Genomic DNA, 26196 nt, shown 5'->3' with positions numbered 1-26196 from the left:
AAAACTAAGAATAGCGAGAGAACTCCTCTGGGAAAGGACGAAGGATCCCAGTTGCAGTTTAGCATAGGTGATAACTGGCTGGTTGTCGGATTGAACAGGCCGCCTGCAGTTGGGAGGATTCCATAGCATGCCATATGAGTTTAAAGATCATTTCCATGATGAGTGCGGGGTTTTCGGGATATTTCTGAACTGTCCGGAAAACGCTACTGATGCCGCCCGCACAGCCTTTTACGGCCTATATGGCCTGCAGCACCGCGGGCAGGAGAGCGCTGGCCTGGCAGTCGCCAACGGCCGCCAGATCCATTTGCATAAAGGCATGGGATTGGTGCCAGAGGTCATTAAGGACGAGCACATCAATGCTTTGAGCGGGCATATAGCGGTTGGTCATGTACGCTATTCAACCAGCGGGGCCAGCAATGTGGTCAATAGTCAGCCTATGGTTTTTCATTATCTGCAGGGTATGGTAGGCTTGACATATAACGGCAATCTGGTCAATGCCCAGGTGCTGCGCCAGCAGTTGGCTACCTACGGCTCGGTTTTTCAAACCACCACTGATACCGAAATCATAGCCAACCTCCTGGCACGCTATTCCCATGACCCCATAGAACAGGCCCTGGCCAAATGCATGATCGATCTCAAGGGCGGTTACGCCCTGGTGATAGCCACTGATGACCGCCTCCTGGGGGCCCGCGATCCCATGGGCATCAGGCCGTTATGTTTGGGAGAACTGAACGGTAATTATGTCCTGGCATCGGAATCGGTGGCTTTCGATACTATTGGCGCTACCTTGATCCGGGATATTGAACCCGGGGAGATAGTGGCCATCGATAGCCAGGGGCTGCGCTCTGTACAGCATACGCCATCATCGCGTAAGGCCTTATGCATATTCGAATACATCTACTTCGCACGCCCGGACAGTACTATCGACAATATCAACGTTTACCATGCGCGGCGGGCTATGGGATGTCAGCTGGCCCGAGAGTGCGGCGTGGCAGCTGACATGGTGATATCGGTGCCTGATTCCGGCACCTCAGCAGCCTTAGGCTACGCGGAAGAGGCCAGGCTGCCCTTCCATGAAGGGCTCATAAAAAATCGTTATGTGGGACGAACCTTTATTCAACCCACGCAGGCCCTGCGTGAGATCAGCGTACGCATCAAACTTAACGCGGTGCAAGAGATAGTCAAGGATAAGCGGGTGATCATGGTTGACGACTCTATTGTAAGAGGCACCACCAGCCGACAGATCGTGCAGATGCTGCGTGACGCCGGAGCGACAGAGGTGCATATGGCAGTGGCCTCGCCCCCGACACGTTATTCTTGCTTTTACGGCATAGATACTTCACGGCGTGAGGAATTGATCGCCAGCGTCATGAAGGTGGAACAGATACAGAATTTTATCGGCGCCGACAGCCTGCACTATCTCAGTACGGAAGGCATGTTCGCCGCCATGGCAGGAGGGTCGGGCAGCTTTTGCGCGGCATGTTTCAACGGAGATTATCCGATTGCAGTAGAGGGATTCGATCCCGGTTCAGCCTGCGGATAAATGATCGAAATTATGAATGGGGGAGAAAACCATGAAAAAGCCGGGCTTAGATTACAAGCAGGCTGGAGTAGATATCGATGCCGCCAGCACTTCGGTGGAAATGATAAAAAAATGGGTGGGAATGACCAGACGACCCGAGGTTATAAATGACATCGGCGCCTTTGCAGGCTTTTTCGCCCTGGACACCTCCAAATACCGTGAACCGGTCTTGGTGTCAGGCACCGATGGGGTTGGAACCAAATTAAAGATAGCCCAGTTGATGGATATACATGATACAGTAGGAATAGATTTGGTCGCCATGTGTGTCAACGATATCCTAGTGCACGGTGCTGAGCCGCTGTTCTTCCTGGATTATATCGGAGTAGGCAAGTTGAAGCCCGAAGTTATTGAAATGCTGGTCAAAGGCGTAAGCCTGGGGTGCGTACAAGCGGGGTGCGCTCTAATAGGTGGCGAGACTGCAGAGATGCCCGGCTTTTATGGTGAAGACGAATATGACCTGGCCGGGTTTGCGGTAGGAGTAGCAGATAGACCTAGACTGCTCCAGGGCAGCAAGATTGCCGCCGGAGATGTGCTCATCGGCTTGCCTTCATCAGGGCTGCATTCCAACGGGTTTTCTCTAGCCCGCAAAGTCTTGCTGGAACACGCCGCCCTGGACCTGTCGGCAAAGCCTGGGGATCTGGACCGGCCACTGGGGGAAATCCTTTTGACACCTACTCGTATTTATGTAAAACCGGTGCTGCATCTGTTGTCACAGGTAGATGTGCATGGCATGGCCCACATCACCGGAGGAGGAATAGTGGAAAACTTCGCCCGGGTCTTGCCATCGAACCTGGGTGCGATAATCGACAGCAGTGCTGTTTCTGTCCCGGTAATATTCGATTTGATCGCTGCTTATGGCGGAGTGGATAAAGACGAGATGTATCGCACCTTCAATATGGGAATTGGTTTTGTTCTGGTTGTGGACGCCGCCGATGTTGATCTGACCATGCAGGTTCTGGACCAACAGGGGGAAAGACCTCTGGTGATCGGGAAGGTGAGCGACGAGTGGGAAGGAGTCAAGCTTTTATGAAGCGCTTGATGGAAGCCGGCAAATTGCGTCTGGGTCTACTGGCTTCGGGGCGGGGAAGTAATTTCGATGCCATAATGGCTGCCATCATCCGCCAGGATTTGAACGCCAGCATGGCTCTGGTGATAAGTGACAACCGTGACGCAGCAGTCTTACAAAAGGCTGCAGTACGTAATGTCAAAAACTACTTTGTCAACCCACGTGATTTTGAAAGTAAAAGCAAGTATGAACAACACCTGGTTGAGCTGCTGCAGGCTGAATCGGTCAACCTGGTGGTTCTGGCTGGATACATGCGCATACTGGGAAGCGTAATGCTGAGTGCCTTTAAGGATCGGGTGGTAAACATTCACCCGGCCTTGTTGCCTTCTTTTATGGGCTTAAACGCCCAGGGCCAGGCGGTTGAGTATGGGGTGAAATACAGCGGCTGCACTGTGCACCTGGTCGATACTGGCATGGACACCGGTCCCATAATTATGCAAGCGGTGGTACCGGTATATCAAGACGATGATGAAGACAGCCTGGCCACCAGGATATTGGTGGAAGAACACAAAATCTACTGGCGCTCTTTGCAGTTGATTGCGGAAGGACGGGTCTACCTTGAGGGGCGGCGCGTATTCATACGTTGAGACAGAGACTTGAACTCGGCTAGAGTATAAAATCAGTGGTATAAGCAAGTTGATAATAATAGGTTGATTTCCTAAAGGAGGTAATGTTATGACCAAAAGGGCTTTGATAAGCGTATCCGACAAAAGCGGTCTGATTGCATTCGCTCGGGGCCTAAGCGATTTGGGCTATGAGATCATCAGCACCGGCGGTACTTATAATGCTCTGCAGGAATCGGGCGTGACAGTCACCAAGGTGGCTGAAGTGACTGGTTTCCCAGAGATTTTAGATGGGCGCGTGAAGACCTTGCATCCCAAAATACATGGTGGCATTCTGGCTATGCGCAATCCGCAGCATCTGGCTGAGTTGGAGCAAAACCAGATAACACCTATCGACCTGGTAGCGGTAAACTTATATCCCTTTAAGGCCACGGTGAGCAAACCTGGAGTGAGCCTGGAAGAAGCCATCGAGAATATTGATATAGGCGGGCCTAGCATGGTCAGGGCGGCTGCTAAGAACTACCGCCATGTACTGATCGTGACCAACCCTGAAATGTATCCGCTGATCTTGCAGCAACTCCAGAGCGGCGAGGTGGATGAGACAACCCGCTTGAACCTGGCACTGGAAGCCTTCCGCCACACCGCTAGCTACGACGCCATGATAAGTGCGTATTTAGCCAGAAAGACCGGGAGCGATCTGGCTGACATCTATGTTAATGCCGGTGAAAAGGTGTATTCGTTGCGTTATGGGGAAAACCCCCATCAGCGGGCTGCCTTTTATAAGGATGTGCTGCCATCAGCGGCAGGGCTGCCTGATGCCCAGCAGCTGAACGGCAAAGAACTATCGTATAATAATATCATCGATACTCAGGCAGCCTGGGATCTGGTGCGCGAATTTGAAAAGCCAGCCTGTGTGATTATAAAACATAACAACCCCTGCGGCACCGCTCTAGGGGGCACGTTGGCCGAAGCTTATGAACGGGCTCTGGCTGCTGACCCGGTTTCCGCCTACGGAGGCATAGTGGCCTTCAATGGACGGGTTGACCAGGAGACTGCGCAGAAGGCAGCGTCACTTTTTATGGAGGTCATAATCGCGCCGCAATACGATGAGTCGGCTTTGGAAATCCTGCGCAAAAAGAAGAATCTGCGCATATTGCGCCTGGAAATAAACCCTCCCGCGTCCTGGCAGGTGAAGAGCGTAGATGGGGGATTCATAGTTCAGCAATCAGACCAGGATCATATCAAGGCCAGCGATCTGCAGGTTGTAACGACGGCTCAACCCAGCCCGGAACAGATTGAAGACCTGCTGTTCGCCTGGAAGGTGTGCAAACATGTCAAGTCCAATGCCATCGTTCTGGCCAAAGCCGGTCAAGCCGTGGGGGTAGGAGCCGGGCAGATGAATCGGGTCGGTTCGACCCGCATCGCCGTAGAAATGGCCGGGGATAAAGCGGATCAGTCGGTTATGGCCTCCGATGCTTACTTCCCCTTTAAAGATTCAGTGGAAGTTGCTGCAGCTGCAGGCGTCAAAGCTATCATACAACCGGGCGGTTCCATCCGTGATGAAGAGAGCATCGCCGAATGCAATAAGCATGGAATTGCTATGGTTTTCACCGGGGTGCGGCATTTTAAGCACTAATACTTATTAACCCCAGAAAGATTAATGGTATCTATTAATCTGTACCATTTCTGGCAGAGATGGTAACAGTGTCAGTTTAAATTCGGACTATTATCGAGGACCGTCTGTATAAGACCGCGTATGAGGGGGGTAAGAATGGGTAAGAAGATACTGGTGATCGGTCAGGGCGGCAGAGAACATGCCCTGGTATGGAAACTAGCCCAAAGTCCCGAGGTGGAAAAGATTTATGCCGCCCCAGGCAACCCCGGCATGGCCGGGTTGGCCCAATGTGAGGATATTGAGGTTGACGATCTCAGTGAGATTCTTTATTTTGCCTGGAGCCAAAAAATCGATCTCACTGTGGTAGGTCCCGAAGTACCCTTGATGGCAGGCATCGTAGAGTTATTCCACGACCATGACCTGCAAATATTCGGTCCTACCTCTATGGCTGCCAGACTGGAAGGCAGCAAAGTGTTTGCCAAAAACCTTTTGCACAAGTACAACATTCCTACCGCTGCTTATGAGACCTTTGAGAGCTTTGACCCAGCCCTGGAGTTTGCCCTGGGATTTGTTAGCAACGGGCGCCGGGTGGTCATCAAAGCTGATGGCCTGGCCGCCGGCAAAGGTGTGATTATTGCCTCAACCGAAGCTGAGGCTAGGACGGCCTTGATTAGTATGATGCAAGAACGTCAATTCGGGGGCGCCGGTGACCAGGTGGTAATAGAGGAATTCCTGGAGGGCGAAGAAGTCAGCTTTTTTGCCATCAGCGACGGGCAAAATTATTTGCCGCTGATTGCCGCTCAGGACCACAAACAGGTGTTTGATAATGACCAGGGTCCCAATACCGGCGGAATGGGTGCTTATGTGAATCCCCCGGTTTTTACTGCGGAGCTTCACCAGGAGGTTCTGAATAAGATAATTGAACCGGTCATTTATGCCATGCAGGCTGAGGGATGTCCCTATCAGGGGGTTTTATACGCGGGGTTGATGATCACTGCTGACGGACCTAAAGTGCTGGAATTCAACTGCCGCTTTGGGGACCCCGAAACTCAGGCTATCATGCCTATGTTGGAAGGAGATTTGCTGCCAGTCCTAGAGGCTTCAGCCCGCGGAGATATCAAGGGCGTTGAGATGGGTCTTAAGCCAGGCAGCTGTGTGTGCCTGGTGCTGGCTTCGGGAGGCTACCCGGAAAGCTATCAAAAGGGCTTTCCCATCACAGGTTTGGATGCGGTGGATCATGACACCTTGGTGTTTCATGCGGGCACCGCCAAAAAATCAGGCCAGATAGTGACCAATGGAGGGCGGGTTTTGAATGTGGTCAAAACCGGCGCCACCATCCGTGAAGCCATTGATAAGGTGTATAGGGAAGCCGCTAAAATCAGTTTTGAAAACATGCATTACCGCAAGGATATCGGGCGTAAAGCTCTCGTAAGGGAGGACTAATTATTGAACTGGTCAAAGCAGATCGCCCTGCGTTGGGCGGTATTGCTTATAGTAGTGGCTATGCTGTTTTTTCTGCCTACCCGTGAATTCCTCAAGGTCACCTTCATGCTGGGTGTACCTTTTATATTCGTTTTAGGGTATCTGGTCAAACAGCGCCGTTATTCTGTGCCCTATGTGATTTCAGCGGCCCTGCTGCTGGTGATCGGCGCTGCTTATCTGTACCTTTTGTACTCCCTGCCGCAGCGCATAGAGGTGCGCCGCATTGTTATGGAAGGCAGCGAGTTACTGGGCCAGGGGCGTTACCAGGAAGCCATTGAGCGTTATCGTGATCTGGAAGCATTAGGAAAAACTCAGGATATGAACGAGCGTATTGCCCTGGTGGAGAAGGAGTCTTATGCGGCCCAATTGCTGCAGCAAGCCCAACAGCTCAACCAGGATGGCCAAAGTCAACAAGCCCTGGAAGTGCTGAACAGTATCCCCCCTGGCACCCGGGCTGCCGTCCAAGCCGAGAAGCTCAAGAAAGAATGGGGAGGCTAGCTTAGAATTGATCACTCTGCAAGACATCCAAAACAATCCAGCCGTACAGACCTATATGCTGATCGGCAACGACTATATAGGCACCATCGGCGCTATTGAGCACAATATCAGCCACGCTGAGCTGGTCTCACAGCTGAGTCGGGACATCCTGAGCAAACTGGGTTTTCCAGAGCGCGAGGCGGAATTAGCCGCCATAGCCGGGTATCTGCATGATATTGGCAATCTGATCAACCGTTACGGCCACGGCATGTCAGGGGCCTTGATGTCTTTTCGCATCCTCTTGGATATGGGCATGGACCCAGAAGAAATCGCCATCATAATGGGTGCCATAGGCAACCATGAAGAACGTGCCGAAGGGAAAAGCGTCAACAATGTCGCGGCCGCCTTGATATTAGCGGATAAATCCGATGTAAAACGGACTCGCGTCAGAAAAAGGGATTTTGCCGCCTTCACCCCCCGCGACCGGGTCAATTATGCGGTTACTGATTCACATCTGGAGGTGGACGCAAAGAAAAGGCTGATTAGCCTGAAGATCACTATTGACATCGAAGTCACTTCGGTGGTGGAATATTTTGAAATCTTTCTCACCAAGATGATGATGAGCAGAAGGGCTGCAGAGTACCTGGGCTGCCAATTTGAACTGATGATAAATGATGCTAAGTTATTGTAAAGCGGTAAGGAGAAGACCATGAAGAAAAGAGAAGTACCCAAGGGCTTGCGGGATATGCTGCCTGAGGAGGTCAAGGTAAAACGCAATATCGAACGTAAAGCGGCCCGCTTGTTCAACAGTTATGGCTATCAAGAGGTGATCACCCCCACTTTTGAGTTCCTGGAGGTTATCGAGAGCGGAGCCGGTAAGAATATCCGCGGGGAACTGTTCCTCTTTTTGGACCGTGAAGGGGGCATACTTTCACTCCGTCCCGAGGTGACGGTTTCCATCGCCAGGCTGGCCTCAACCCATTTGCGCGATGAGATGCCCCAGCGGCTCTTCTACATTAGCAACGTTTTTCGTCATGTCCAGCCGCATCTAGCCCAGTACCGCGAGTACTGGCAGGCCGGGCTGGAATTGTTGGGGGCTCCCGGGCCCTGGGCTGATGCCGAGATCATCAACATAGCCGTGCGTCTGTTGCGCGAGCTGGGACTGAGCAAATTCAAAATCAGCATCAATCAAATCGGTATATTCAACGCGCTATTGGATGACAAGGCCTTATCCGGTCCAGAACGGGAACAAATCCGTGCCCTGGTGGAGAGCAAAGACCTGGTAGAACTGAACCGGGTCCTCAGTACTATGCGCATAGACGATGGCCTCAAAGAAACCATCGCCAGTCTGCCCATACTTCACGGCGGCCTGGAGGTAATAAAACGCATCCCCTATATAGAAAAGAACCGGGCGGCATCTGCTGCAGTGGAAGAACTGTTGCAGGCCTACGCGGCTCTGGGTCAATATGGTGTCTTGGATGAAATCATGATCGACCTGGGCGTGTTGCGCCGTCTGGATTATTATACTGGCCTTGTATTTGAGGGCTACTCTCCTGACCTGGGCTATGGACTTCTAGGCGGCGGCCGCTATGACCGACTGATGGAACAATTCGGTTTCTCCTGCCCGGCCACCGGTTTTGCAGTAGGCATCGATCGCCTGGCCCTGGTTTTAAAATGCCGTGAAGCTGAACCCCACCATTGCCTGGTCGGGGGGAACAATATGGACGAGGTGCTAAAACACTGCCAAGAACTGCGACAGGCTGGTCTGGTGGCGGAGATGGATGTACTGGGGCGCAGCCGCGAAGAACTGCAGGCAGTAGTCGAGTCCAGGGATAACTGGAGCCTGGAATATCTCGACGACTAAGTGGCGAACCGTTCCACAGACGACAGGGGGAACAAGATGGAACAGCAATACCTGACTATAGCTTTATCCAAAGGAACCTTATTAAAGCCCACCATGGAGCTTTTTGAGAGGGCTGGGCTGCCTTGCGAGGGTGTTACAGAGGACAGTCGCAGCATGGTGTTCGATTATGAACAGCCCATGATAAAATATATCATGTGCCGTCCCACCGATGTGCCCACCTATGTGGAACAGGGGGCGGCAGACCTGGGTATAGTCGGCAAGGACGTGATAGTGGAGCAGGGTAAGGATATTTTTGAAATGGTCGACCTGCAGTATGGCTACTGCCGCTTTGTGGTGGCAGTGCCGGAAGAAATGGAAAACTTCAGACTTGCCGACCTGAATTACAAACGGGTGGCAACTAAATTCCCGGTGACAGCGGAGCGCTTTTTCCGCGACCAGGGGCTGCAGGTGGAAATCATAGAATTGCATGGTAATATCGAATTAGCGCCATTGATGGGATTGTCGGATATGATCGTCGATATCGTCTCCACAGGGCGTACCCTGCGTGAGAACAATCTGGTGGAATTGGTCAAGATAATGGATTCCACCACTCGTCTGATTTGCAACCGGGTCAGCTACCGGACCAAGCATGAACGCATCCAGCCGCTTATAGAAAGGCTGCAATCTCTAGCGAAAGGCGGTAACAGTAAATGAATATCAAGAGGATCAAAGCCGAGGATGAAGCTCTGCAAGGCCTGGCGGCTGCCGGCGCGGAGAACCTGCAGACCTATGAAGAACAGGTCCGGGCCATCGGCCAACAGATCAAGGCCCGTGGTGACGAGGCGGTATTTGAGTATACCTGCAGGTTTGACGGTCCCGTAGATGAATCCAACCTGCTGGTGACCGAGGCTGAATTTGACGAAGCCTACGAAGCGGTAGACGACGAATACATCTATGCTATTCGTAATGCCATTGAAAATATCACCGCTTTTCACAACCGCCAGTTAAGAAACTCTTGGATGGAACCGGATGAACGCGGCGTTATTCTGGGACAACTGCACCGTCCCCTGGAACGTGTGGGCATATATGTGCCGGGCGGGACGGCTGCTTATCCCTCTTCAGTGCTAATGAATGCCATTCCCGCACAGGTGGCAGGAGTGCCGCAGATCGCCATGGTCAGCCCTCCCGACCGTCGGGGCAAGATGAATCCCTACACCTTGGTGGCAGCGTATGAACTGGGCCTGGAGGAAGTCTATAAAGTGGGGGGGGCCCAGGCGGTATTTGCCCTGGCCTGGGGGACTGCCAGAATAAAAAAAGTCGACCTCATCAGCGGCCCCGGAAATATCTATGTTACCCTGGCCAAAAAGATGGTCTATGGGGATGTGAATATAGATATGCTAGCCGGGCCGAGTGAGATTTTGATAATAGCTGACCATAATGCTGATCCAGCTTATATAGCTGCAGACCTGATGTCGCAGGCGGAACATGATGTGCTCGCCAGGAGTATACTGGTGACCCCCGACGCCACCTTGCTGGACCGCGTCGAGGCGGAACTGAGACGGCAGGTGGCAAGCCTTTCGCGCCACCATATGATCCTTGCAGCATTAGAGAAGAACGGAGCTTTTGTCATAACCAGCAATATCGAGGAAGCCTGTAAAGTAGCCAACCTGATCGCCCCTGAACACCTGGAGCTGATGGTGGAGGCCCCTTTCGATCTTTTAAGCAAAATTCATAATGCGGGGGCCATATTCATGGGTCAATATACCCCTGAACCAGTAGGCGATTATTTCGCCGGCCCGAATCATATACTTCCCACCGGGGGGACGGCACGCTTCTACTCACCGGTCACAGTCGATACCTTTACCAAGACATCCAGCATCATCTACTATTCCCGTCAGGGGATCGAGGAAGATGCCGACCACATAATCAAATTGGCTACTGTTGAGGGTTTGACCGCGCATGCCAACTCGGTGCGGCTCAGGAAAGGCAGTGATGGCTAGATGGACACCATGCGAAACGCTGAAGTATTGAGGAAAACCAATGAAACTGAGATTTTGCTGCAATTGGAATTGGATGGCACCGGCAAGCATCAGATAGATACAGAGATACCCTTCTTCAGCCATATGCTCACCCTGTTCGCGGTGCACAGCTTATGCAACCTGAAAGTCGCGGCCAGAGGAGATTTGGAAGTGGATGATCACCACTCCGTGGAGGATATAGGTATCTGTCTGGGCCAAGCCATCAATCAGGCAGTAGGAGACAAACAGGGCATAAACCGCTACGGGGAAGCGACCGTTCCCATGGATGAAGCCCTGGTGCGCGTAGTTCTGGACCTGTCCGGCCGGGCCTGCCTGGTTTACAAGGTCAGCCTGGAACGTGATCAGATCGGGAACTTCGCCACGGAAAACGTGGCCGAATTCTTCCGGGCCATCGCCAATCAGGCTGGCATGAATATACATATCGACCAGCTGCGCGGAAAAAACAGCCATCATATAATTGAGGCGGTTTTCAAGGCCTTTGCCCGGGCTTTCAAGGTTGCCATTGCCCGCGAGCCCCGTATTGAGGGGGTTTGGTCGACCAAAGGCAAACTGTGATCTACTTCTTTATGTCATAGGGGATGCGAATTTGATATTAATAATCGATTATGGTATGGGCAATTTGGGCAGTGTTCAGAATGCCCTGTATAAATTGGGACACAGCTGTGAGATCAGCAGCGATCCTGACAAGGTGGGCCAGGCTTGTAAAATAATACTGCCTGGGGTGGGCAGCTTTGCCGAGGCCATGAAAAATCTTTACCAAAAAGGGCTGGACGATGCGATCAAAGAAACAGTATTCCGGGGCATACCGCTGTTGGGCATCTGCCTGGGAATGCAGCTGCTTTGCGATGAGAGCGAAGAAAACGGCCTACACCGGGGCTTAAGCCTGGTTCCCGGCCGGGTCACCCGTTTTCAGTTACCGCCGGAGTTCAAAGTTCCCCACATGGGATGGAATGAAATCCATCCTGCGGAAAAGAGCCGGCTGTTTTCGGGGGTGCCAGATTCCAGCTACTTTTATTTTGTGCATTCCTATCATGTCAATATCGAGGATGAGAAATGGGTCGGAGCTAGATGCAACTATGGTTATGATTTCGTGTGTGCATACGAGCGGGAAAACCTGTTCGCTGCTCAGTTCCATCCCGAGAAATCTGGGGATATGGGCTTAAAGGTCTTGAACAATTTCGCTTGCATGTAAAATCTGTGCATTATGGCCGTACAGAACTGGAGGCGGCACCGGGCCCTGTTTCCATTAAACCGGGGAGGTAGACAGTTATGATGCTTTATCCGGCCATCGATCTGAAAGATGGCTGTTGTGTGCGCCTGATTGAAGGGCGGGCCGATCAAAAAACCGTTTATTCCAGTGATCCGCAACTGATTGCGCAGGGTTTTGAAGCTGCTGGAGCCCGATTTCTGCACATAGTGGATCTGGACGGGGCTTTTGGCGGCACCCCCAAAAACCGTCAGGCTATTAAGGCCATAGCTGCAGCGGTTCAGATACCTATTCAGGTGGGGGGCGGATTGCGCAGCGAAGAGGATGTGGAATATACCTTGAACCTGGGAGCAGCACGGGTGATCATTGGGACCAAAGCGGTGCATAGTCCAGGATTTGTGCAGAGACTGCTGCAGCGTTTCGGTGCGGAGCGCATTGTGCTGGGTGTCGACGCCCGTGATGGCAAGGTTGCGGTGCAGGGATGGGTCGAGGTATCTGACCTGGAGGCAGTAGAGTTCGGGCAACGGATGTATGAATTGGGCATCCGCACGGCGGTATATACTGATATCAGCCGCGACGGCAGGCTGCAGGGACCGAACTTGAAGGCCATTTCTACCATGCTGCAACAGACCGGACTGAACATCATAGCTTCGGGAGGGGTTTCCAGCCTGGAGGATATCCGGGCCTTAAAAGCCTTGAGCAATTCAGGGCTTTCAGGGGCTATAGTAGGTAAGGCATTATATGACGGCAAACTGGACCTTATTCAGGCCCTGGCTGCTGCTAACGAATAGAGAGGGATCGAAAATGCTGGCAAAAAGGATTATTCCCTGCTTGGATGTTCATCAAGGCCGAGTGGTAAAGGGCATTAATTTTGTGGATTTGCGCGATGCTGGCGACCCGGTGGAATTAGCCGCTTATTATGACCGGGAGGGTGCCGACGAATTGGTCTTTCTGGATATCAGCGCTTCGCATGAACAGCGCAAGACCATGATTGAAGTGGTGCGCAACACCGCCCGGGAGGTATTTATTCCCTTTGCCGTGGGCGGGGGCATCGGCACTATCGACGATATCCGCAGTTTGCTGTCTGCAGGGGCGGATAAAGTTTCGGTGAACTCTGCAGCGGTACGCGACCCCGGCCTGATTACCGACGCGGCGCGCCATTTTGGTAGTCAGTGCATAGTGGTGGCCATAGATGCGCGCCGCCGTAAGGATGCACAGGGTTGGGAGGTATTTATTAACGGCGGCAAGGTATCTACCGGGATAGACGCTCTGGAATGGGCCAGTCAAGTGGAATCGCTGGGCGCAGGAGAGATCCTTCTGACCAGTATGGACAAAGATGGCACCAAAGACGGTTACGACCTGGAATTGACCGCCGCCATCAGCGATCAGGCTGGAATACCGGTGATAGCCTCGGGAGGAGCGGGAAACCTTGACCATTTATATGATGCAGTGCAGATTGGCCATGCTGATGCCGTCTTATGTGCCTCTATTTTCCATTATCGTGAATATACCATCCGTGAGGCCAAACAATACCTGAGAAACAAAGGAGTGGCAGTACGCAATGATTGAGAATATTGATTTCGCCAAACAGGGCGGCCTGGTGCCGGCTGTAATACAGGATGCCAGCAGCGGTCAGGTCTTAATGGTGGCCTATATGAATGAGACTGCCCTGCAGAAGACCATAGACACCGGCAAAACCTGGTTTTTCTCCCGCAGCCGACAACGCTTGTGGATGAAAGGCGAGACTTCCGGGCACGTGCAGGAGGTGGAAGAGATTCTCCTCGACTGTGACCAGGATTGTCTGTTGATAAAGGTACGACAGATCGGGGCTGCGTGTCATACCGGCCATTATAGCTGTTTCTACCGTGATCTGGACGGTCAGCAGGTCGCACCAATGCGTTTCGAGCCGGAGGAATGGCTGCGACCAGATAAGGAAGGTCCCGGTGTGTTGTTTGAACTGATGGATGTGATTCGCGAACGCCAGAAAACTCGACCAGAAAACTCCTATACCAGTTACCTGTTCAACCAGGGGTTGGATAAAATACTGAAAAAGGTCGGCGAGGAAAGCGCCGAAGTTATTATTGCCGCCAAGAACCGTGAAAAACCTGAACTGGTTTACGAAAGTGCCGATCTCATCTACCATCTGATGGTCCTCCTGGTGGAGCAGGGCATTGAACTGCCGGATATATTCTCTGAGCTGAGATCGCGACGTTAAATTCAGCCAATTGGTTTGAGTGCCTGTCTCATATATCAAAAATGGCATTGCCCGGTCCATATCGGACCGGGTTTTTTATATGCGGTAAACTCCGTACCTGCTCAATACTGTTATCCGCCATTTCAGCTGCCGTTAACCGGGCGCTTTCCAGGGGTATACAGTATCTTTCCGAAAGGTGGCACCTCAGACGTTGCAGTACAAGATTGGCCAGGACAATGTAGGTTTCATCATCACCGACCATGAGGTGGAAACTGGACGCCGCATCATCGATATGCATAGGTCCGCAGACCAATTAACTGCGGTGGCCTGTTTGACCACCTGGGTCTCTTCGGCATCAAATTGAATCCTGTATATCTCCCGCCACCTCCTCTGGGATCGGTATCCATGGTCACAGTGCCTGAAATGCTGCTGATGCTATTGACTAATCGCGCTGGTTTTTATTGGCACCTTTAAGGTAAACCAGGAATAACCTATCTAAGAAACATGATGCTGGGTATTAGAAAGGTGGTGGCAGACATGCCGGGTGAGTCAATAGCAGAGTACGGTATCGCCTTTTTCGCGGTAGCAGGCCTGATTTACCTGTTCTCACAGGTGATCAGCATGTGGTCAAAAAAAGGCGATAAAGCAGAGATGATCAAAACCGTAGCCGCAGTGACAGAGGTCATTGAGAATAATACCGCCGCCCTGAATCGCCTGGAAACTATGATAGAGGTAACACTGACCCGGCAGGAGACCAAATTGGATGAACTGGTGGCCTATGCGCGGCGGGAAAAATGCTTATAAAACAGGAACCATGTTGGGTGGCTGAAGCATCCTAGCGGAAGGAGTGAATCATATGGATACAGTGCTTATTGATCTGGCTTATAATTTCCTGGCCCTGGTCATACCGGTTATAGCTGTCATGGCGGTGGAAGTTATCAGGCGATATATGGGCTTGCAGAAAATGGAACAGATCGACCGGGCAATCAGCAGCAAAAAAGAACTAGCTTTAATAGCAGTGCGGTTTGTGGAACAAGCCTACAAGGACTTGCACGGAGAAGATAAATATAAGCAGGCAGCCACCTGGCTAACTGAACAGATCAACCGGTATGGCTTCACCATAAGCGAGGCTGAGATTAGAGGCCTCATTGAAGCGGCCTTGCGCCAGTTGAAGGATGAGTTACTAATAGAATGGCAAAAACCCCGGCCGGTGGATTAAGAAAAAGAAAGCATTCACAACAGCCCGATTTTATTGACTTGGTGTAGTTGGCTGCTTTAATCCCGTCTTTGACACTTAGTGAAGAGAAAAAAGCTCGTAAACTCCTAAAACAAGGGGGTTGCGAGCTTTTCACGTGTTAGTAAAAAGTGAGTACTATTTGTCTAAGACTTAGTAGCTTTGAAAATTTTTTTCATCTGTCGCATGGGGAGAATCTGGTAGTCAGTACGGGAGGCTGATTAAGAACCTGTGTAAATGGCAATAATCTCCATATAAAACAAAATGGAGGTTATTAAAATGAGACAGTCAAAAAACATTCTTACGGACAAGGAAATGGAATTAGTGAGCCTATTAATGCAGGACTGCCAAAGCACGGGTGACATTCAGTCGAAGCTAAAACGCCTTTTTGCGGGAACAATTGAGCAGATGCTGGAAGCCGAAATGGAAAATCATTTGGGATACGAAAAGCACAGCACCGAAGGAAACAACACTGGTAATTCCCGCAATGGGTATAACCGAAAGACCATCATCAGCGATTACGGCGAGAGTGAAATTGCCGTGCCCCGTGACCGCAACGGAGAATTTGAGCCTAAAATCCTCGAAAAGAGGCAGACACGGACGGATGAAATCGAACATAAAATCATGGCGATGTATTCAAAAGGAATGAGCCAGCGCGACATTGAAGATAATCTACGGGAGATTTACGGGGCAGAAATATCGCAGGCTTTGATTTCTAAGATAACAGATAAAATCCTCCCGGAAGTGAACGAGTGGCAGAATCGGCCGCTGGAGTCGATTTACCCGATCATCTACTTTGACGGGATCGTATTCAAAAGCCGCAAGGACAGTCAGATCATCAACAAATGCGTCTACTCAGTGCTAGGCATTGATATGAGCGGCCAAAAAGACATCCTGGGCATCTGGATCAGCGAGAATGAAAGCGCAAGCTTTTACGCATCCATCTGTTCCGACCTGAAAAAGCGCGGCGTGCAAGACATTTTTATCGCCTGTCATGATAACCTGAGAGGACTTGGCGAAGCCATAAATGCGGTTTTCCCAAGGACAAAGCAACAGCTTTGCATAGTCCATCAGATTCGCAATTCCACTAAATTTGTGCAGTATAAGGATCGAAAAGCAATTTGCGCTGACCTTAAAAAAATCTACGGTGCAGTAAATTTAGACGACGCAGAGTATGCCAAGGAAGAATTCCGGGAAAAATGGGATAGGAAGTATCCCTCCATTTTGCGGTCCTGGGATGCTAATTGGGCAGAACTCACCACGTTTTTCAATTATCCTGAACAGATCCGGCATTTGATTTATACGACAAATGCAGTGGAAGCGTACCACAGGATGGTGCGGAAATTTACGAAGACAAAATCCATCTTCCCCACAGATGACTCAATCCGGAAAGTGGTATTTCTTTCGACTAAGGAAATCACGAAGAAGTGGACGCAGCCATCAAGGGACTGGGCAATGGCGTACAGCCAGATTATGATATTCTTTGCAGACAGGTTAGTGGCATAAGGCCTTGAGGGCTCTGCCCTCAAACTCCCGAGGTTTACCCGCTCAGGGCTTACCGGTGAAGCAGAAAACGGCAGACTCATTGCCCGCCGTCTCACCGTATAAGCCACAGCGAGCGTTGGGTCGCTCCTCAGCGTTGCCCGATTTATGCTGCAATAATATTATGGTCAAATTTTAGGATGATTATTCCATTTACACTGAAGGATGTTCACAACCCAGTACGGAAGCCAAACACATCATGAAGATTATCCGTGAAGTCCGTTCTCATATAGGTGGGGACGAAACCCTCCCCTTTGACCTCATAGAAATTCATGTCACGCAGCCCCTGAACGATCTCACTGCAGGTGTATTGCTCACCTAACGTCTTCTTCAAGAGTCGGTAGATCACCAGCGCGATAAAACATATAATAAAATGCGCCATTATCCTGTCATCGCGGCTAAGGTATACCGGTCTAGCCTTAAACTCGCTTTTCATGATCCTGAAGCACTCCTCAATCTGCCAGCGCCTCCTATTTACCGCAAGGATAGCAGCGGCGTCGCCGTCAAGGTTAGTGCAAACCGCGTAGAAACCATCAAAAGCCTCCTCTTTCTGGATGACAGAGTTATCGATTTCATATACCGCCTTGCTGGCAACCTCACCCTCAGGGGTAATGCTGGTTTTCTTGATAAAACGTTTGTAGTCGTTTTGGTTCACCTTCGTAAGTTTCCCCAAATTCGTGTTAAGGACTTTGCGAGCACGCTCAATTTGGGCGTTCCTGACCTTGCGTTGATAATCTTGGTACTTGAGCGAAAAAGACACAATAAGCTTCTGCTCCAGCCCATCCTCCACAATCCAACGCTCCTTGTAAAAAGTCTTTTCCATGTCTTTGTTTTCATCAAGCTTGTCCAGACTGTATACGGAGGTATCGCCCGGGAGGCGCCAGCCCTCAGGGCTTAATGCCCATTCTCTTAGGTGTTTCTTCAGCTTCTTGACCGACTGCGTAGTGATGAAAGCTCGCTCGCCCTGGTTGTTGAATTGACGGTTACTATTGGAAGCGAGCCCTGCATCGGTGCAGACGATGAACTTGGAGCAGTTAAAGTCAGACAGTATTTTCTTCTCCAGCGGTTTTAGCGTCAGTTGCTCGTTAGTATTGCCTTTGCCAATATATACGGCTAAAGGCACCCCATCCCCATCCATGAAAAGCCCCATCTGGACAATGGGGTTAGGGCGGTGCTCTTTGGAGTAGCCGTATTGCTTGATGCCTGACTCCTGCTCAATTTCGAAGAAGTAATTGGTGCAGTCATAGTACAGCACCCGCGTGTTCCGCTCTGACACAGCCAGGCTGTTGGAATAAAGAGACGCCTGGATAGAGTCAGCCTCTTTGGCAATTATCTCCAACGCACGGTAGATTTGGTGGAGATCAAACGATGGCTGTTCTATGAACCTTGAGGAAAGTTGGAATGTAGAAAGCTTAGAGGAAGGGTAGATAATCCTGGCGTAGATAAGTCTGGATAGGATGGAGTCCAGGTCGTAAGAAAACTTGTACTTCTTAGAGATAGCTCTGCACATTTTATCAAGCTTCAGTTCGTGATATATCTTCTGCAAAAAGAGGTATCCGCCGTTGAATAAGCGCTGCTGGCCTTTATCAATAGTCTTGATCGGGGAATACTTAACTAGGACATCGCGTTTGTTAAGCTTTTCCTCCTCGTTAAGTTTGGCAATATACTCCTTGGCCCACTCGATCGGGTCTTGCCCGCCCAATTTTTTCTTAAGTTCATCATATGTACCAAGCTTTTCAACAATCTTGGAAGAATGAACGCCATTGACATAGGTGGACTTTATGACATAAAGCGAAGCAGCATTTTTTGACCTAGAAATTTTTAGCCGCATAGAAAACACCTCCCATCCCCTATATTATGACACATTACTCAAAAGTACTCAACACAAAAGTGTAACAATTGACAAAAAAATTAGCCCTTTTCGGGCTTCTCTAACCTTTTTCTACTATTCAACTGTCAAAGACCCGAGTTACTAATAGAATGGCAAAAACCCCGGCCGGTGGATTAAGAAAAAGAAAGCATTCACAACAGCCCGATTTTATTGACTTGGTGTAGTTGGCTGCTTTATTATAAAAGCACCAGGAAGTTGTAGCCTGGGAACGCCCTGGAGGTTCTGAGAGCATTGTGAAATTAGGCCCAGAGAGTTCTCCTCACCGAAGGTTACAATGTAGTTCGTGGAAAGGCAAGTGCCGATAGATGACTGCAATGTAGGCGAGGTGCATCCGGTTGATTCTGGTAGATTCCTTAAAGGTGCAGGAGTATCGGGCAAACCTCATAGAGGTGAACAGGAAGCTTGACTGACATTGCTGTCAAGAGCACTGTTAGCAATCAGAAGCAGGCGCATTGGTTGACAGGCAATGCTAAGCCTGGGGCCAGGGTGACAAAACAAAGGAGGATTACCTCTCTTGTACAACTACACAAAATAGGAAGGCCAGCAGGCAGTCAAATGCAATTGCTGGTCTTTCTATTTCGCCCGGGCTGCATATACCGCATAAGGGAGTCGAAACTGTAGCGTCTGTAGGAATAACTATGATTTTATTGAAGGATTTTATTGAAGGAGCTAAGGGAACGGCCGATGCATATCCGCGCCAAAACGGACGGCTGAGGGGAGCCGCCCGTTTTGGATGCTATAGCATAGAGAGGGTTGTGATAGTTATGGTACCCGATGTACTGGTACACTCAGATCTGCGGTAAAGGTGATTTGCTTGGTTTTAGCCGGACGCAGCATGGTAAAGGCTTCAATCAGTGGCGAATAATGCAACAAAGCCGTAGCCAATTCAATGGTACCAAGCACTCCGCACATAGTGCCTGCCCATCCAGTGACAATTTCACTACCGGAAAGGAAGAACAAGATGACGCAGGCAATATATCTCATGATTACTTCTTTCTTGGTTAACATATCTAATCCCTCGCTTTCTCTGTAGGGAGATAAAAACCTCCGCTCCAATTACTGTTAGTGTGATTATCTGCTTAATTCTGACAAATCCATAAAAGCGCTTTGCATATCCTGGTTTTGATAAAGGTCGCTGATAGCGCTGTAAGTTGAAACCAACATACCGTTAATAGAAGCTTGTAACTGGTCGGAAGAAATCTTTTGTGCTACCGCTTTTATCAATATGGAATGAAGGTGCTTTTCAAAATTGGTCATTATACGGCTGAAAAAGGGCAATATCAAACGGGCTTCCTGTTCTGATACGGGGTCCTCTATTACTGGTCCGCCGTTATCGTAAAAGTAAGTCAACAACTGATTGAGGTGGTGATTGGCCATGGATTCGATCTGCTTTTTGCTCTCGAGCCGCTGACCCGCCAGAGCTTCACAACTCGCTCCCATGCACTGTTGCGTGGCTGCCAATTCCAGATAGCGGTCTACAATGTAGTTCTGCAGTCTCACACCTAGAGCATAAACATGGCTGACATTTCGTGGACATTGTTCAATTTTGATTAAGGTGCCGAAAGCCTTCTTATTGGTGACTGGCTCCCTGCCGGTACCGACTTTGTCAGGATACGTTTTAAGGACTGCTGCCCCGGACTGGGTACTCGTTGCTTTCATCGACCAACACCTCTTTCCTGACTGGATGTTCACTTTGTTCCAACAATAGTAGCAACTGCGTTTTCTTCCGTGTCGTGTGGCCTGCTTGCATATCAAATTAGCAATATGCGTGCCACTTCAGTATTGCTTGTGAAAAAAATGTTAGCACATATGCTATAGTGCGAAAGAACGGCATTCTTTTAAAAGGAATAATATTGGGGGAGAAAAGCGAGAGGTTTAAGGTGTGTATCATAGCTGTCTCAACATGAGCCGCTTGACACGCATATGATACAACAATGGCACAGCGGCCTATGCTGCATAGATAAAAAATACTGCCGGCTTTTATTAGTCCGGCAGTTTTGTTATTTATGAGCTTTTCGATCAAGCCTAAAATGAAGGTACACAACTGCCTGCGTAGTTGTCCTCCAGGAACTTCTTCACTTCCGGGGACTGCAGGGCTTTACCCAGTTTAACGATAGCTTCTTTATCCTTATCGGCTGGTCTTACCGCCAGTACATTGGCAAAAGGTGAATCCTTAGGCTCGGAGAAAATGGCGTCGGTGGTTGGATTCAGCTTGGCCTCCAGGGCATAGTTGCTATTGATGACGCAGATACTGGCGTCTTCCAGGGTTCTGGGCAACATAGCCGCATCCATCTGGGTTATTTCGATATTTTTAGGATTTTCTACTATGTCCTTCTCAGTTGCGGTAACCCCGACCCCTTCTTTAAGCTTTATGACTTTGGCCTGGTCGAGGACCATCAAGGCCCGGCCGCCATTGGTAGCATCGTTAGGGATACCCACCTTGGCGCCATCGGGCAGTTCATCCAGGCTTTTAATCCTCTTGGAGTATACCCCCATGGGTTCATTATGTACTTTAACGGTCCAGACCAGATCAGCTTTGTTTTTAGCATTGTAATCATCTAAATAGGGGATATGCTGAAAGAAGTTGGCATCGATTTGTCCGTCTTTAAGGGACGGATTGAGCAATACATAATCAGTAAACACCTTAATTTCCAGGTCAACATTCTCTTTGGCCAGCAAGGGTTTGACCACTTCCAAAATTTCAGCGTGAGGTTTGGCGGTTGCCCCCACCACCAATTTGGTCATTTGCGGAGCTGCGTTTTTGTCACCTTCAGCCGCAGGCTGCTGGCTGCATCCCACTACGCTGGAAAGCAGCAATGTAAGGCAGACTGCCAGTATAAGTATTCTTTTCATACGGTCTGTTTACCTCCTCTTGTTAATCGTTTTGGCTGCCATTTTGTCACCCAGGATTTGAATACACTGAACAAATAGAATAAGCACTATAACCGTAGCCCACATTACTAAACTCTCATAACGCTGATAGCCTTGGTAATAGGCCAGAGTTCCCAATCCACCTCCTCCCACTATACCAGCCATTGCCGAATAACCTACCAGGCTAATGGTGGTGATAGCCACTCCCAGGATAATCGAGGGCGTGGCTTCGGGGAGCAACACCTTGGTGATGACCTGCCAGGCATTGGCCCCCATGGATACTGCTGCTTCTATCAATCCCCAATGAATCTCCTTCAGAGAAGTCTCTACCATCCGGGCTACAAAAGGTATGGCCGCTAAGGTCAAAGGCACCATCGATGCCACCGTGCCGATGGGAGTTCCTACTATCAAGCGGGTAAGAGGAATTACCAGGATCAAGAAAATGATAAAGGGTATGGAACGGGTGGCATTGACGATCACGCCCAGGACCCGGTTGACCCATTTATTCTCCAGCACATGCCCCGCTTCTGTGGTCACCAGAATAACCCCCAGGGGCAGGCCGAACAGGTAGCTTAAGGCCGTAGAAATAAATACCATATATAGGGTTTCCCAGGTGGCGGTGAGCAGTTCTTCCATAATCCAGGAGTTTTCTACCCAAAAAGAGTTCAATACCGTATTCGCTAATATAATCATTTATATCACCTCAATATCCAAGCCACTATTTTTGAGATACTCCATGGATTCAATAATTCCTTGTTGAGATCCGATCAACTCCAAAGTCAAGTGGCCAAAAGGCACATCCTTAACCCGATCGATATTTCCGTGCAGAATATTGGCGTCCACATCGAACTTTTTTATCATCGAGGAGATAATGGGATCACCTGCTGAAGCGCCGATGAACGATACCCTGATCAGTTTGGAGAATTTGCCGCGGTGCTCTTTCAATAAGTCCTGCATATATTCTTCGGAGTCGCCTTTGTTTATAATGGCCTTGATAAAGCTCTGCGAGGTTGGAGTCTGCGGATTGGTAAAAATCGATAATACATCGCCTACTTCTTCTATCTTGGAGTTATTAATCACGGCTACCCGATCGCAAATCTGCTTAATGACGTTCATATCATGAGTGATGAGCAGGATGGTGAGATTGAGCTGCCTATTAATGTCTTTGAGCAGTTTCAAAATGGAGCGAGTGGTTTCCGGGTCCAGAGCTGAGGTAGCTTCATCGGATAAAAGGACTTTGGGATCATTGGCCAGAGCCCGGGCAATGCCGACCCGCTGTTTCTGGCCACCGCTGAGCTGTTCCGGATAAACCCGGGCCTTATCGGTCAGGCCCACCATCTCCAAGAGTTGATTAACCCTATCACGAGCCTCTTTGCCGGGAACAGCCGCTATCTCCAGGGGGAACATGATGTTGTCGAATACCGTTCGGGAGGAGAGCAGATTAAACTGCTGAAATATGATGCCAATCTTTTGCCGGGCTGCCCGTAGTTCCCGCTGTTTTAAAGCGGTGACATCCTGACCATCGACTATGATGGAACCCTGGCTGGGTTTTTCCAGCATATTTATGCACCTGATCAAGGTGCTTTTGCCGGCTCCGCTGAGGCCGATAATACCGAAAATTTCCCCCCGGTTAACAGATAAACTGACATCATCTAAAGCCAGTATATCTTGGTTAGCAGTATGATATATCTTGGTTAGGTGCTTGATTTCGATCAAAAAGAATCCTCCTCAACAAACAAAGACCTCTTTGTCCAATGCAAAGAGGTAAGATGGCTGTTCTCACGCTTATCTGCCAGACACTTAATCTGCAGGAGTTAGCACCATTGCCATAAATCTTGGCTGGTTGCCGGGCGTCATTGGGCCTGTCCCTCGGCCGCTCTGGATAAGATATTATTCAATTGATTTTGACTCAATTAATCTTAGCATAGCGGCATTTCAGCGTCAATGTACAGTGTATACAGTGCAATATAGCATGATTTTTGAAGTGTAATTTCTTCTCATAACCACCTGCACATATCTAAGAAGAAGATTATTAGAGGGGTGGGACAAAACCGGGGTTGCGGCCATTGTCCCTAATAATGCAGGAAAAGGAGGGTTTCCTCCTTTTTGTCTTGCATGGTGCGGATGAAGGGACTCGAACCCCCACGGTGTTACCCGCCAGATCCTAAGTCTGGTGCGTCTGCCAATTCCGCCACATCCGCCGATTAGATTGTACTTGAGTATTATACCTTGATTATGCCTATATTTCAACCGAACTAATTACAGCCCTTGAACAATATAATCGAGCATTGTCAAGATATTAATGGGAGCAGCATTTGCCATTATGCCAGGATATGTATATAATTAATAGTGATATAGTTTCCAGGAATAAATGAGGAAAGGAGAGAAAAGTGAATATTTTTATAATTTTGTCTCCGATCGTGGTGGTCTTGATCGCTGCTATCTACTTCTTTTATGCGGTTCGCTACCGCGACAAGAAGAACCAGATCAAGAAGCAGATCATGGCCAGCGGAGACAGAGGCGAACACAAGGTTCGCGCAGTTTTGGGCAGCCTGGAAAGCCCAAAATCGAGATATAAGGTTTATCATAATATCAGACTGGGTCCTGATCCGGAGCACACCAATGAATATGACACAGTAGTTGTCGGCCCCAATGGTATATTTCACATTGAAACCAAGAATTATGGCGGTGAACGGGGCGGAATTATCGACATTGACAGCAAAGACAACTGGATTCTTCACAAGAAGAGTGGATATTCAAAAATGATTACCAATCCGATAGGCCAGGTTGATTCACATGAATACCGACTGCGCGGATTTCTTATGAAGGTAGTAGGAGTTAAGAATCTACCCACCCAGGGTATCATCGTCCTATCCTGCGATCGTATCACCTTACGGCAGAATCAGAAGAAAAAATTAGAAGTCCCGATTCTTGGCCGCCATCAACTGGTAGACTATATCAAACAGTACAAAACGGGGAATCTGGTAATATATCCCCGCACCATCAAAAAGATATGTCGCAAGATAGAGAGCATGAACCAGATGGCACAAGCCAATTAAGGTTGCAGGTATTACATAAGGCCTGCAGCAGCAGCCTTGGGCTGTAGTCTCTTAAAAAGCTTGGTCCACCGCTATGAAATAGCCTGACCCATGAGGTTAATACAGCGGTGGATTGACGAAAGGATATGGATCAGCGTGCCTGATCCGCAGAGGAGAGGAAACTTTCCTCTTTTTTTTTGGCATGCGCCTGACCAACAATTGAGGTCGGGAATGATAGGCGCACGTTCTGGATAATCTAAATCTGTATCCACATGTATTATGTAGTCCTTTATGATGAGGTGAACTTATGAAGGCATACCGTTGTCATAAAAACACAGTTATGCTCCTGCTGTTGGTATTACTCACTACATTGAGCGGATGCTCTAAAAATGAACCGGAACAAAAGCCTCAAGGCCAGGGTCAGAACACACAGAGTGAGTCTAAGGAACCGGAAAGTTTCACCAATATAGTAAAAGAAACGGATGCTCTGATTATGGCATTAGGCAACAAGACCAACTTTATTGAAATGCCGACCCAGGAACAGGGCGGATCTGAATCCGGACAGCGGCAGGGCCAGCAACAGCAGGGCCAGCAACAGCAGGGCCAGCAGCAAGGCCAGCAGCAGCAAGGTCAACAACAGCAGGGCCAGCAGCAAGGCCAACAGCAGCAAGGCCAGCAGCAGCAAGGTCAACAACAGCAAGGCCAGCAGCAGCAAAGTCAACAACAGCAAGGGCAGCAGCAGCAGGGCCAGCAGCAGCAAGGCCAACAGCTGCCAGGCCAGCAGCAAGGCACTGCTGGGTGGGCCCAAGAGCAAGAGAGTATACGCAAGATCAATCAACAGTGGAACAGCCTGGAACCGGAAGCTATTAAAGCCGGATTAGCCCCTGAAGTAAGAGATCGATTCGAAAAAACCATGGAAGACTTGACCATGAGCATAAGTGATAAAAAGGCCCAAAGCAGCCTTCTGGAGGCTATTGAGCTTTACCGTCACTACGGGGATATGGCCTCTGCGCTTAAATCCAAACTGCCTCCGCCTTATTACCGGGTGAAGTACGAGGTCATGACAATCGCTGCCCTGGCCAACACATCCCAATGGGAAGCGGCTAAACAACATGCCGATACCTTAATCCCCCATTGGGAAATGTTAAAGATGAAGGATGAAGGCCAGAACCGTGAAACCTTTACCAAGACTGAATACTCACTTAACGATGTCAAGCGTGCGGTGGAGCTGCAACAGAGACAGTTGGTGATGATCAAAGCTGAAATTGCCATACAGAACCTGGAGGATTTAAGGAAGCAGCTCACACAGAAAAACGGCGGGAAGAGCGGCGGGCGAAACGGCCAGGGTTCGGGGCAGGATCAGCAAGGCTCCGGTCAACAGGGCGCTCAAGGTTCCGGGCAGAATTCTGGAGGTGAGTCTTAATAGGCTATAGCAGCCTAAGTTATACTTTTATGCTATCAACCGGGTAAAATAATCCAACCAGGCCATCTGCAATTTATGCGGATGGCTTTCTAACGGAATTTCGTTAGCCTGAAAGTCAGGTTTTGGCCG

At 49.6% G+C, this 26196-nt stretch carries 27 protein-coding genes, 1 tRNA gene and 1 riboswitch; of the genes, 21 read left to right on the top strand and 7 right to left on the bottom strand.

All coding sequences use genetic code 11. The features are described 5' to 3' along the window. The first annotated feature begins 127 nt into the window (after window positions 1-127). The 19 genes from purF (at window position 128) to AC15IQ_RS00200 (ending at window position 16808) form a co-directional block, all read left to right on the top strand. Window positions 128-1543, top strand: a complete 1416-nt coding sequence (purF, locus tag AC15IQ_RS00290; RefSeq protein ID WP_483176606.1) for an amidophosphoribosyltransferase — start codon at window positions 128-130, stop codon at window positions 1541-1543. Window positions 1544-1574: 31 nt separating this feature from the next. Continuing rightward, a complete protein-coding gene (gene purM, locus AC15IQ_RS00285) occupies window positions 1575-2612 on the top strand; it encodes a phosphoribosylformylglycinamidine cyclo-ligase (protein WP_483176605.1) in 1038 nt (345 codons plus the stop codon). Continuing rightward, window positions 2609-3235, top strand: a complete 627-nt coding sequence (purN, locus tag AC15IQ_RS00280; RefSeq protein WP_483176604.1) for a phosphoribosylglycinamide formyltransferase — start codon at window positions 2609-2611, stop codon at window positions 3233-3235. Before purM ends, purN begins: the two co-directional genes overlap by 4 nt. An 88-nt stretch (window positions 3236-3323) precedes the next feature. Next, complete coding sequence (gene purH / locus AC15IQ_RS00275) at window positions 3324-4847, top strand: bifunctional phosphoribosylaminoimidazolecarboxamide formyltransferase/IMP cyclohydrolase (RefSeq protein WP_483176603.1); 1524 nt, start codon at window positions 3324-3326, stop codon at window positions 4845-4847. Window positions 4848-4982: 135 nt separating this feature from the next. Further along, on the top strand, window positions 4983-6269 hold the full coding sequence (purD, locus tag AC15IQ_RS00270; RefSeq protein ID WP_483176602.1) for a phosphoribosylamine--glycine ligase: 1287 nt from the start codon (window positions 4983-4985) through the stop codon (window positions 6267-6269). A gap of 3 nt (window positions 6270-6272) precedes the next feature. Then, window positions 6273-6806, top strand: a complete 534-nt coding sequence (locus AC15IQ_RS00265) for a hypothetical protein (protein ID WP_483176601.1) — start codon at window positions 6273-6275, stop codon at window positions 6804-6806. Window positions 6807-6813: 7 nt separating this feature from the next. After that, entirely contained in the window at window positions 6814-7476 is a 663-nt protein-coding gene (locus AC15IQ_RS00260; RefSeq protein ID WP_483176600.1) for an HD domain-containing protein, read from the top strand. 18 nt (window positions 7477-7494) lie between these two features. After that, window positions 7495-8649: an ATP phosphoribosyltransferase regulatory subunit gene (gene hisZ, locus AC15IQ_RS00255; RefSeq protein WP_483176599.1), complete on the top strand. Its 1155-nt coding sequence runs from the start codon at window positions 7495-7497 to the stop codon at window positions 8647-8649. Between the two features lie 36 nt (window positions 8650-8685). Then, the gene (gene hisG / locus AC15IQ_RS00250; protein ID WP_483176598.1) at window positions 8686-9342 is read left to right on the top strand and encodes an ATP phosphoribosyltransferase; all 657 of its coding nucleotides are present in this window, start codon (window positions 8686-8688) and stop codon (window positions 9340-9342) included. Then, the gene (hisD, locus tag AC15IQ_RS00245; RefSeq protein ID WP_483176597.1) at window positions 9339-10628 is read left to right on the top strand and encodes a histidinol dehydrogenase; all 1290 of its coding nucleotides are present in this window, start codon (window positions 9339-9341) and stop codon (window positions 10626-10628) included. Before hisG ends, hisD begins: the two co-directional genes overlap by 4 nt. Window positions 10629-10637: 9 nt before the next feature. After that, entirely contained in the window at window positions 10638-11222 is a 585-nt protein-coding gene (gene hisB, locus AC15IQ_RS00240) for an imidazoleglycerol-phosphate dehydratase HisB (RefSeq protein ID WP_483176596.1), read from the top strand. Between the two features lie 31 nt (window positions 11223-11253). Beyond that, window positions 11254-11859: an imidazole glycerol phosphate synthase subunit HisH gene (gene hisH, locus AC15IQ_RS00235; protein ID WP_483176595.1), complete on the top strand. Its 606-nt coding sequence runs from the start codon at window positions 11254-11256 to the stop codon at window positions 11857-11859. 77 nt (window positions 11860-11936) lie between these two features. Next, complete coding sequence (gene hisA, locus AC15IQ_RS00230) at window positions 11937-12665, top strand: 1-(5-phosphoribosyl)-5-[(5-phosphoribosylamino)methylideneamino]imidazole-4-carboxamide isomerase (protein ID WP_483176594.1); 729 nt, start codon at window positions 11937-11939, stop codon at window positions 12663-12665. 13 nt (window positions 12666-12678) lie between these two features. Continuing rightward, window positions 12679-13443 carry an imidazole glycerol phosphate synthase subunit HisF gene (gene hisF, locus AC15IQ_RS00225; protein ID WP_483176593.1) on the top strand — a complete coding sequence of 255 codons (765 nt, stop codon included), beginning with the start codon at window positions 12679-12681 and terminating at the stop codon, window positions 13441-13443. After that, window positions 13436-14089, top strand: coding sequence for a bifunctional phosphoribosyl-AMP cyclohydrolase/phosphoribosyl-ATP diphosphatase HisIE (gene hisIE, locus AC15IQ_RS00220; RefSeq protein WP_483176592.1), 654 nt, complete (start codon window positions 13436-13438; stop codon window positions 14087-14089). The genes hisF and hisIE overlap by 8 nt, the downstream gene beginning before the upstream one ends. Before the next feature lie 190 nt (window positions 14090-14279). Then, a complete protein-coding gene (locus AC15IQ_RS00215; RefSeq protein WP_483176591.1) occupies window positions 14280-14432 on the top strand; it encodes a hypothetical protein in 153 nt (50 codons plus the stop codon). Window positions 14433-14575: 143 nt separating this feature from the next. Beyond that, window positions 14576-14872 (top strand): hypothetical protein, encoded by a 297-nt coding sequence (locus tag AC15IQ_RS00210; protein WP_483176590.1) that lies wholly within the window; start codon window positions 14576-14578, stop codon window positions 14870-14872. Between the two features lie 52 nt (window positions 14873-14924). Beyond that, window positions 14925-15287 (top strand): phage holin, encoded by a 363-nt coding sequence (locus AC15IQ_RS00205; RefSeq protein ID WP_483176589.1) that lies wholly within the window; start codon window positions 14925-14927, stop codon window positions 15285-15287. Between the two features lie 330 nt (window positions 15288-15617). Next, on the top strand, window positions 15618-16808 hold the full coding sequence (locus AC15IQ_RS00200; protein ID WP_483177709.1) for an IS256 family transposase: 1191 nt from the start codon (window positions 15618-15620) through the stop codon (window positions 16806-16808). A 205-nt stretch (window positions 16809-17013) separates the two neighbouring features. Here AC15IQ_RS00200 and AC15IQ_RS00195 read toward each other — a convergent pair whose 3' ends face one another. From AC15IQ_RS00195 to AC15IQ_RS00165, 7 genes are all read right to left on the bottom strand, one after another. Beyond that, complete coding sequence (locus AC15IQ_RS00195; protein WP_483176588.1) at window positions 17014-18675, bottom strand: IS1634 family transposase; 1662 nt, start codon at window positions 18673-18675, stop codon at window positions 17014-17016. 822 nt (window positions 18676-19497) lie between these two features. Beyond that, the gene (locus tag AC15IQ_RS00190; RefSeq protein ID WP_483176587.1) at window positions 19498-19743 is read right to left on the bottom strand and encodes a hypothetical protein; all 246 of its coding nucleotides are present in this window, start codon (window positions 19741-19743) and stop codon (window positions 19498-19500) included. A gap of 63 nt (window positions 19744-19806) precedes the next feature. Then, complete coding sequence (locus AC15IQ_RS00185; RefSeq protein WP_483176586.1) at window positions 19807-20394, bottom strand: hypothetical protein; 588 nt, start codon at window positions 20392-20394, stop codon at window positions 19807-19809. Between the two features lie 366 nt (window positions 20395-20760). After that, the gene (locus AC15IQ_RS00180) at window positions 20761-21588 is read right to left on the bottom strand and encodes a MetQ/NlpA family ABC transporter substrate-binding protein (protein ID WP_483176585.1); all 828 of its coding nucleotides are present in this window, start codon (window positions 21586-21588) and stop codon (window positions 20761-20763) included. Between the two features lie 9 nt (window positions 21589-21597). Next, window positions 21598-22299 carry a methionine ABC transporter permease gene (locus tag AC15IQ_RS00175; RefSeq protein ID WP_483176584.1) on the bottom strand — a complete coding sequence of 234 codons (702 nt, stop codon included), beginning with the start codon at window positions 22297-22299 and terminating at the stop codon, window positions 21598-21600. Continuing rightward, window positions 22300-23322 (bottom strand): methionine ABC transporter ATP-binding protein, encoded by a 1023-nt coding sequence (locus tag AC15IQ_RS00170; RefSeq protein ID WP_483176583.1) that lies wholly within the window; start codon window positions 23320-23322, stop codon window positions 22300-22302. A 66-nt stretch (window positions 23323-23388) separates the two neighbouring features. Further along, window positions 23389-23495, bottom strand: a riboswitch (SAM riboswitch). Window positions 23496-23722: 227 nt separating this feature from the next. Further along, window positions 23723-23807 (bottom strand) — tRNA-Leu (locus AC15IQ_RS00165). A gap of 189 nt (window positions 23808-23996) precedes the next feature. On the opposite strand from AC15IQ_RS00165, the gene AC15IQ_RS00160 reads away from it, so the two are divergent. Together AC15IQ_RS00160 and AC15IQ_RS00155 are read left to right on the top strand one after the other, a co-directional pair. Beyond that, window positions 23997-24665: a nuclease-related domain-containing protein gene (locus AC15IQ_RS00160; protein WP_483176582.1), complete on the top strand. Its 669-nt coding sequence runs from the start codon at window positions 23997-23999 to the stop codon at window positions 24663-24665. Window positions 24666-24951: 286 nt separating this feature from the next. Further along, on the top strand, window positions 24952-26067 hold the full coding sequence (locus tag AC15IQ_RS00155) for a hypothetical protein (RefSeq protein ID WP_483176581.1): 1116 nt from the start codon (window positions 24952-24954) through the stop codon (window positions 26065-26067). Window positions 26068-26196 lie beyond the last annotated feature (129 nt).

This window comes from Syntrophomonas sp. DTU019 (assembly GCA_913757435.1).
Classification (GTDB): domain Bacteria; phylum Bacillota; class Syntrophomonadia; order Syntrophomonadales; family Syntrophomonadaceae; genus DTU019.
The sequence above is the reverse complement of the archived record's forward strand: the minus strand, read 5'-3'. Positions and strand labels throughout refer to the sequence as shown.

Bases quoted from the DNA above. Each gene is read 5' to 3' on its own strand.
- hisB (WP_483176596.1), top strand. From the start codon at position 10,638: ATGCGAAACGCTGAAGTATTGAGGAAAACCAATGAAACTGAGATTTTG.
- hisG (WP_483176598.1), top strand. From the start codon at position 8,686: ATGGAACAGCAATACCTGACTATAGCTTTATCCAAAGGAACCTTATTA.
- AC15IQ_RS00200 (WP_483177709.1), top strand. From the start codon at position 15,618: ATGGAATTAGTGAGCCTATTAATGCAGGACTGCCAAAGCACGGGTGAC.
- AC15IQ_RS00185 (WP_483176586.1), bottom strand. From the start codon at position 20,394: ATGAAAGCAACGAGTACCCAGTCCGGGGCAGCAGTCCTTAAAACGTAT.
- hisF (WP_483176593.1), top strand. From the start codon at position 12,679: ATGCTGGCAAAAAGGATTATTCCCTGCTTGGATGTTCATCAAGGCCGA.
- AC15IQ_RS00175 (WP_483176584.1), bottom strand. From the start codon at position 22,299: ATGATTATATTAGCGAATACGGTATTGAACTCTTTTTGGGTAGAAAAC.
- purD (WP_483176602.1), top strand. From the start codon at position 4,983: ATGGGTAAGAAGATACTGGTGATCGGTCAGGGCGGCAGAGAACATGCC.
- hisD (WP_483176597.1), top strand. From the start codon at position 9,339: ATGAATATCAAGAGGATCAAAGCCGAGGATGAAGCTCTGCAAGGCCTG.
- hisIE (WP_483176592.1), top strand. From the start codon at position 13,436: ATGATTGAGAATATTGATTTCGCCAAACAGGGCGGCCTGGTGCCGGCT.
- hisZ (WP_483176599.1), top strand. From the start codon at position 7,495: ATGAAGAAAAGAGAAGTACCCAAGGGCTTGCGGGATATGCTGCCTGAG.
- AC15IQ_RS00195 (WP_483176588.1), bottom strand. From the start codon at position 18,675: ATGCGGCTAAAAATTTCTAGGTCAAAAAATGCTGCTTCGCTTTATGTC.
- AC15IQ_RS00180 (WP_483176585.1), bottom strand. From the start codon at position 21,588: ATGAAAAGAATACTTATACTGGCAGTCTGCCTTACATTGCTGCTTTCC.
- purF (WP_483176606.1), top strand. From the start codon at position 128: ATGCCATATGAGTTTAAAGATCATTTCCATGATGAGTGCGGGGTTTTC.
- purM (WP_483176605.1), top strand. From the start codon at position 1,575: ATGAAAAAGCCGGGCTTAGATTACAAGCAGGCTGGAGTAGATATCGAT.
- AC15IQ_RS00190 (WP_483176587.1), bottom strand. From the start codon at position 19,743: ATGTTAACCAAGAAAGAAGTAATCATGAGATATATTGCCTGCGTCATC.
- AC15IQ_RS00155 (WP_483176581.1), top strand. From the start codon at position 24,952: ATGAAGGCATACCGTTGTCATAAAAACACAGTTATGCTCCTGCTGTTG.
- purN (WP_483176604.1), top strand. From the start codon at position 2,609: ATGAAGCGCTTGATGGAAGCCGGCAAATTGCGTCTGGGTCTACTGGCT.
- hisA (WP_483176594.1), top strand. From the start codon at position 11,937: ATGATGCTTTATCCGGCCATCGATCTGAAAGATGGCTGTTGTGTGCGC.
- AC15IQ_RS00205 (WP_483176589.1), top strand. From the start codon at position 14,925: ATGGATACAGTGCTTATTGATCTGGCTTATAATTTCCTGGCCCTGGTC.
- AC15IQ_RS00210 (WP_483176590.1), top strand. From the start codon at position 14,576: ATGCTGGGTATTAGAAAGGTGGTGGCAGACATGCCGGGTGAGTCAATA.
- purH (WP_483176603.1), top strand. From the start codon at position 3,324: ATGACCAAAAGGGCTTTGATAAGCGTATCCGACAAAAGCGGTCTGATT.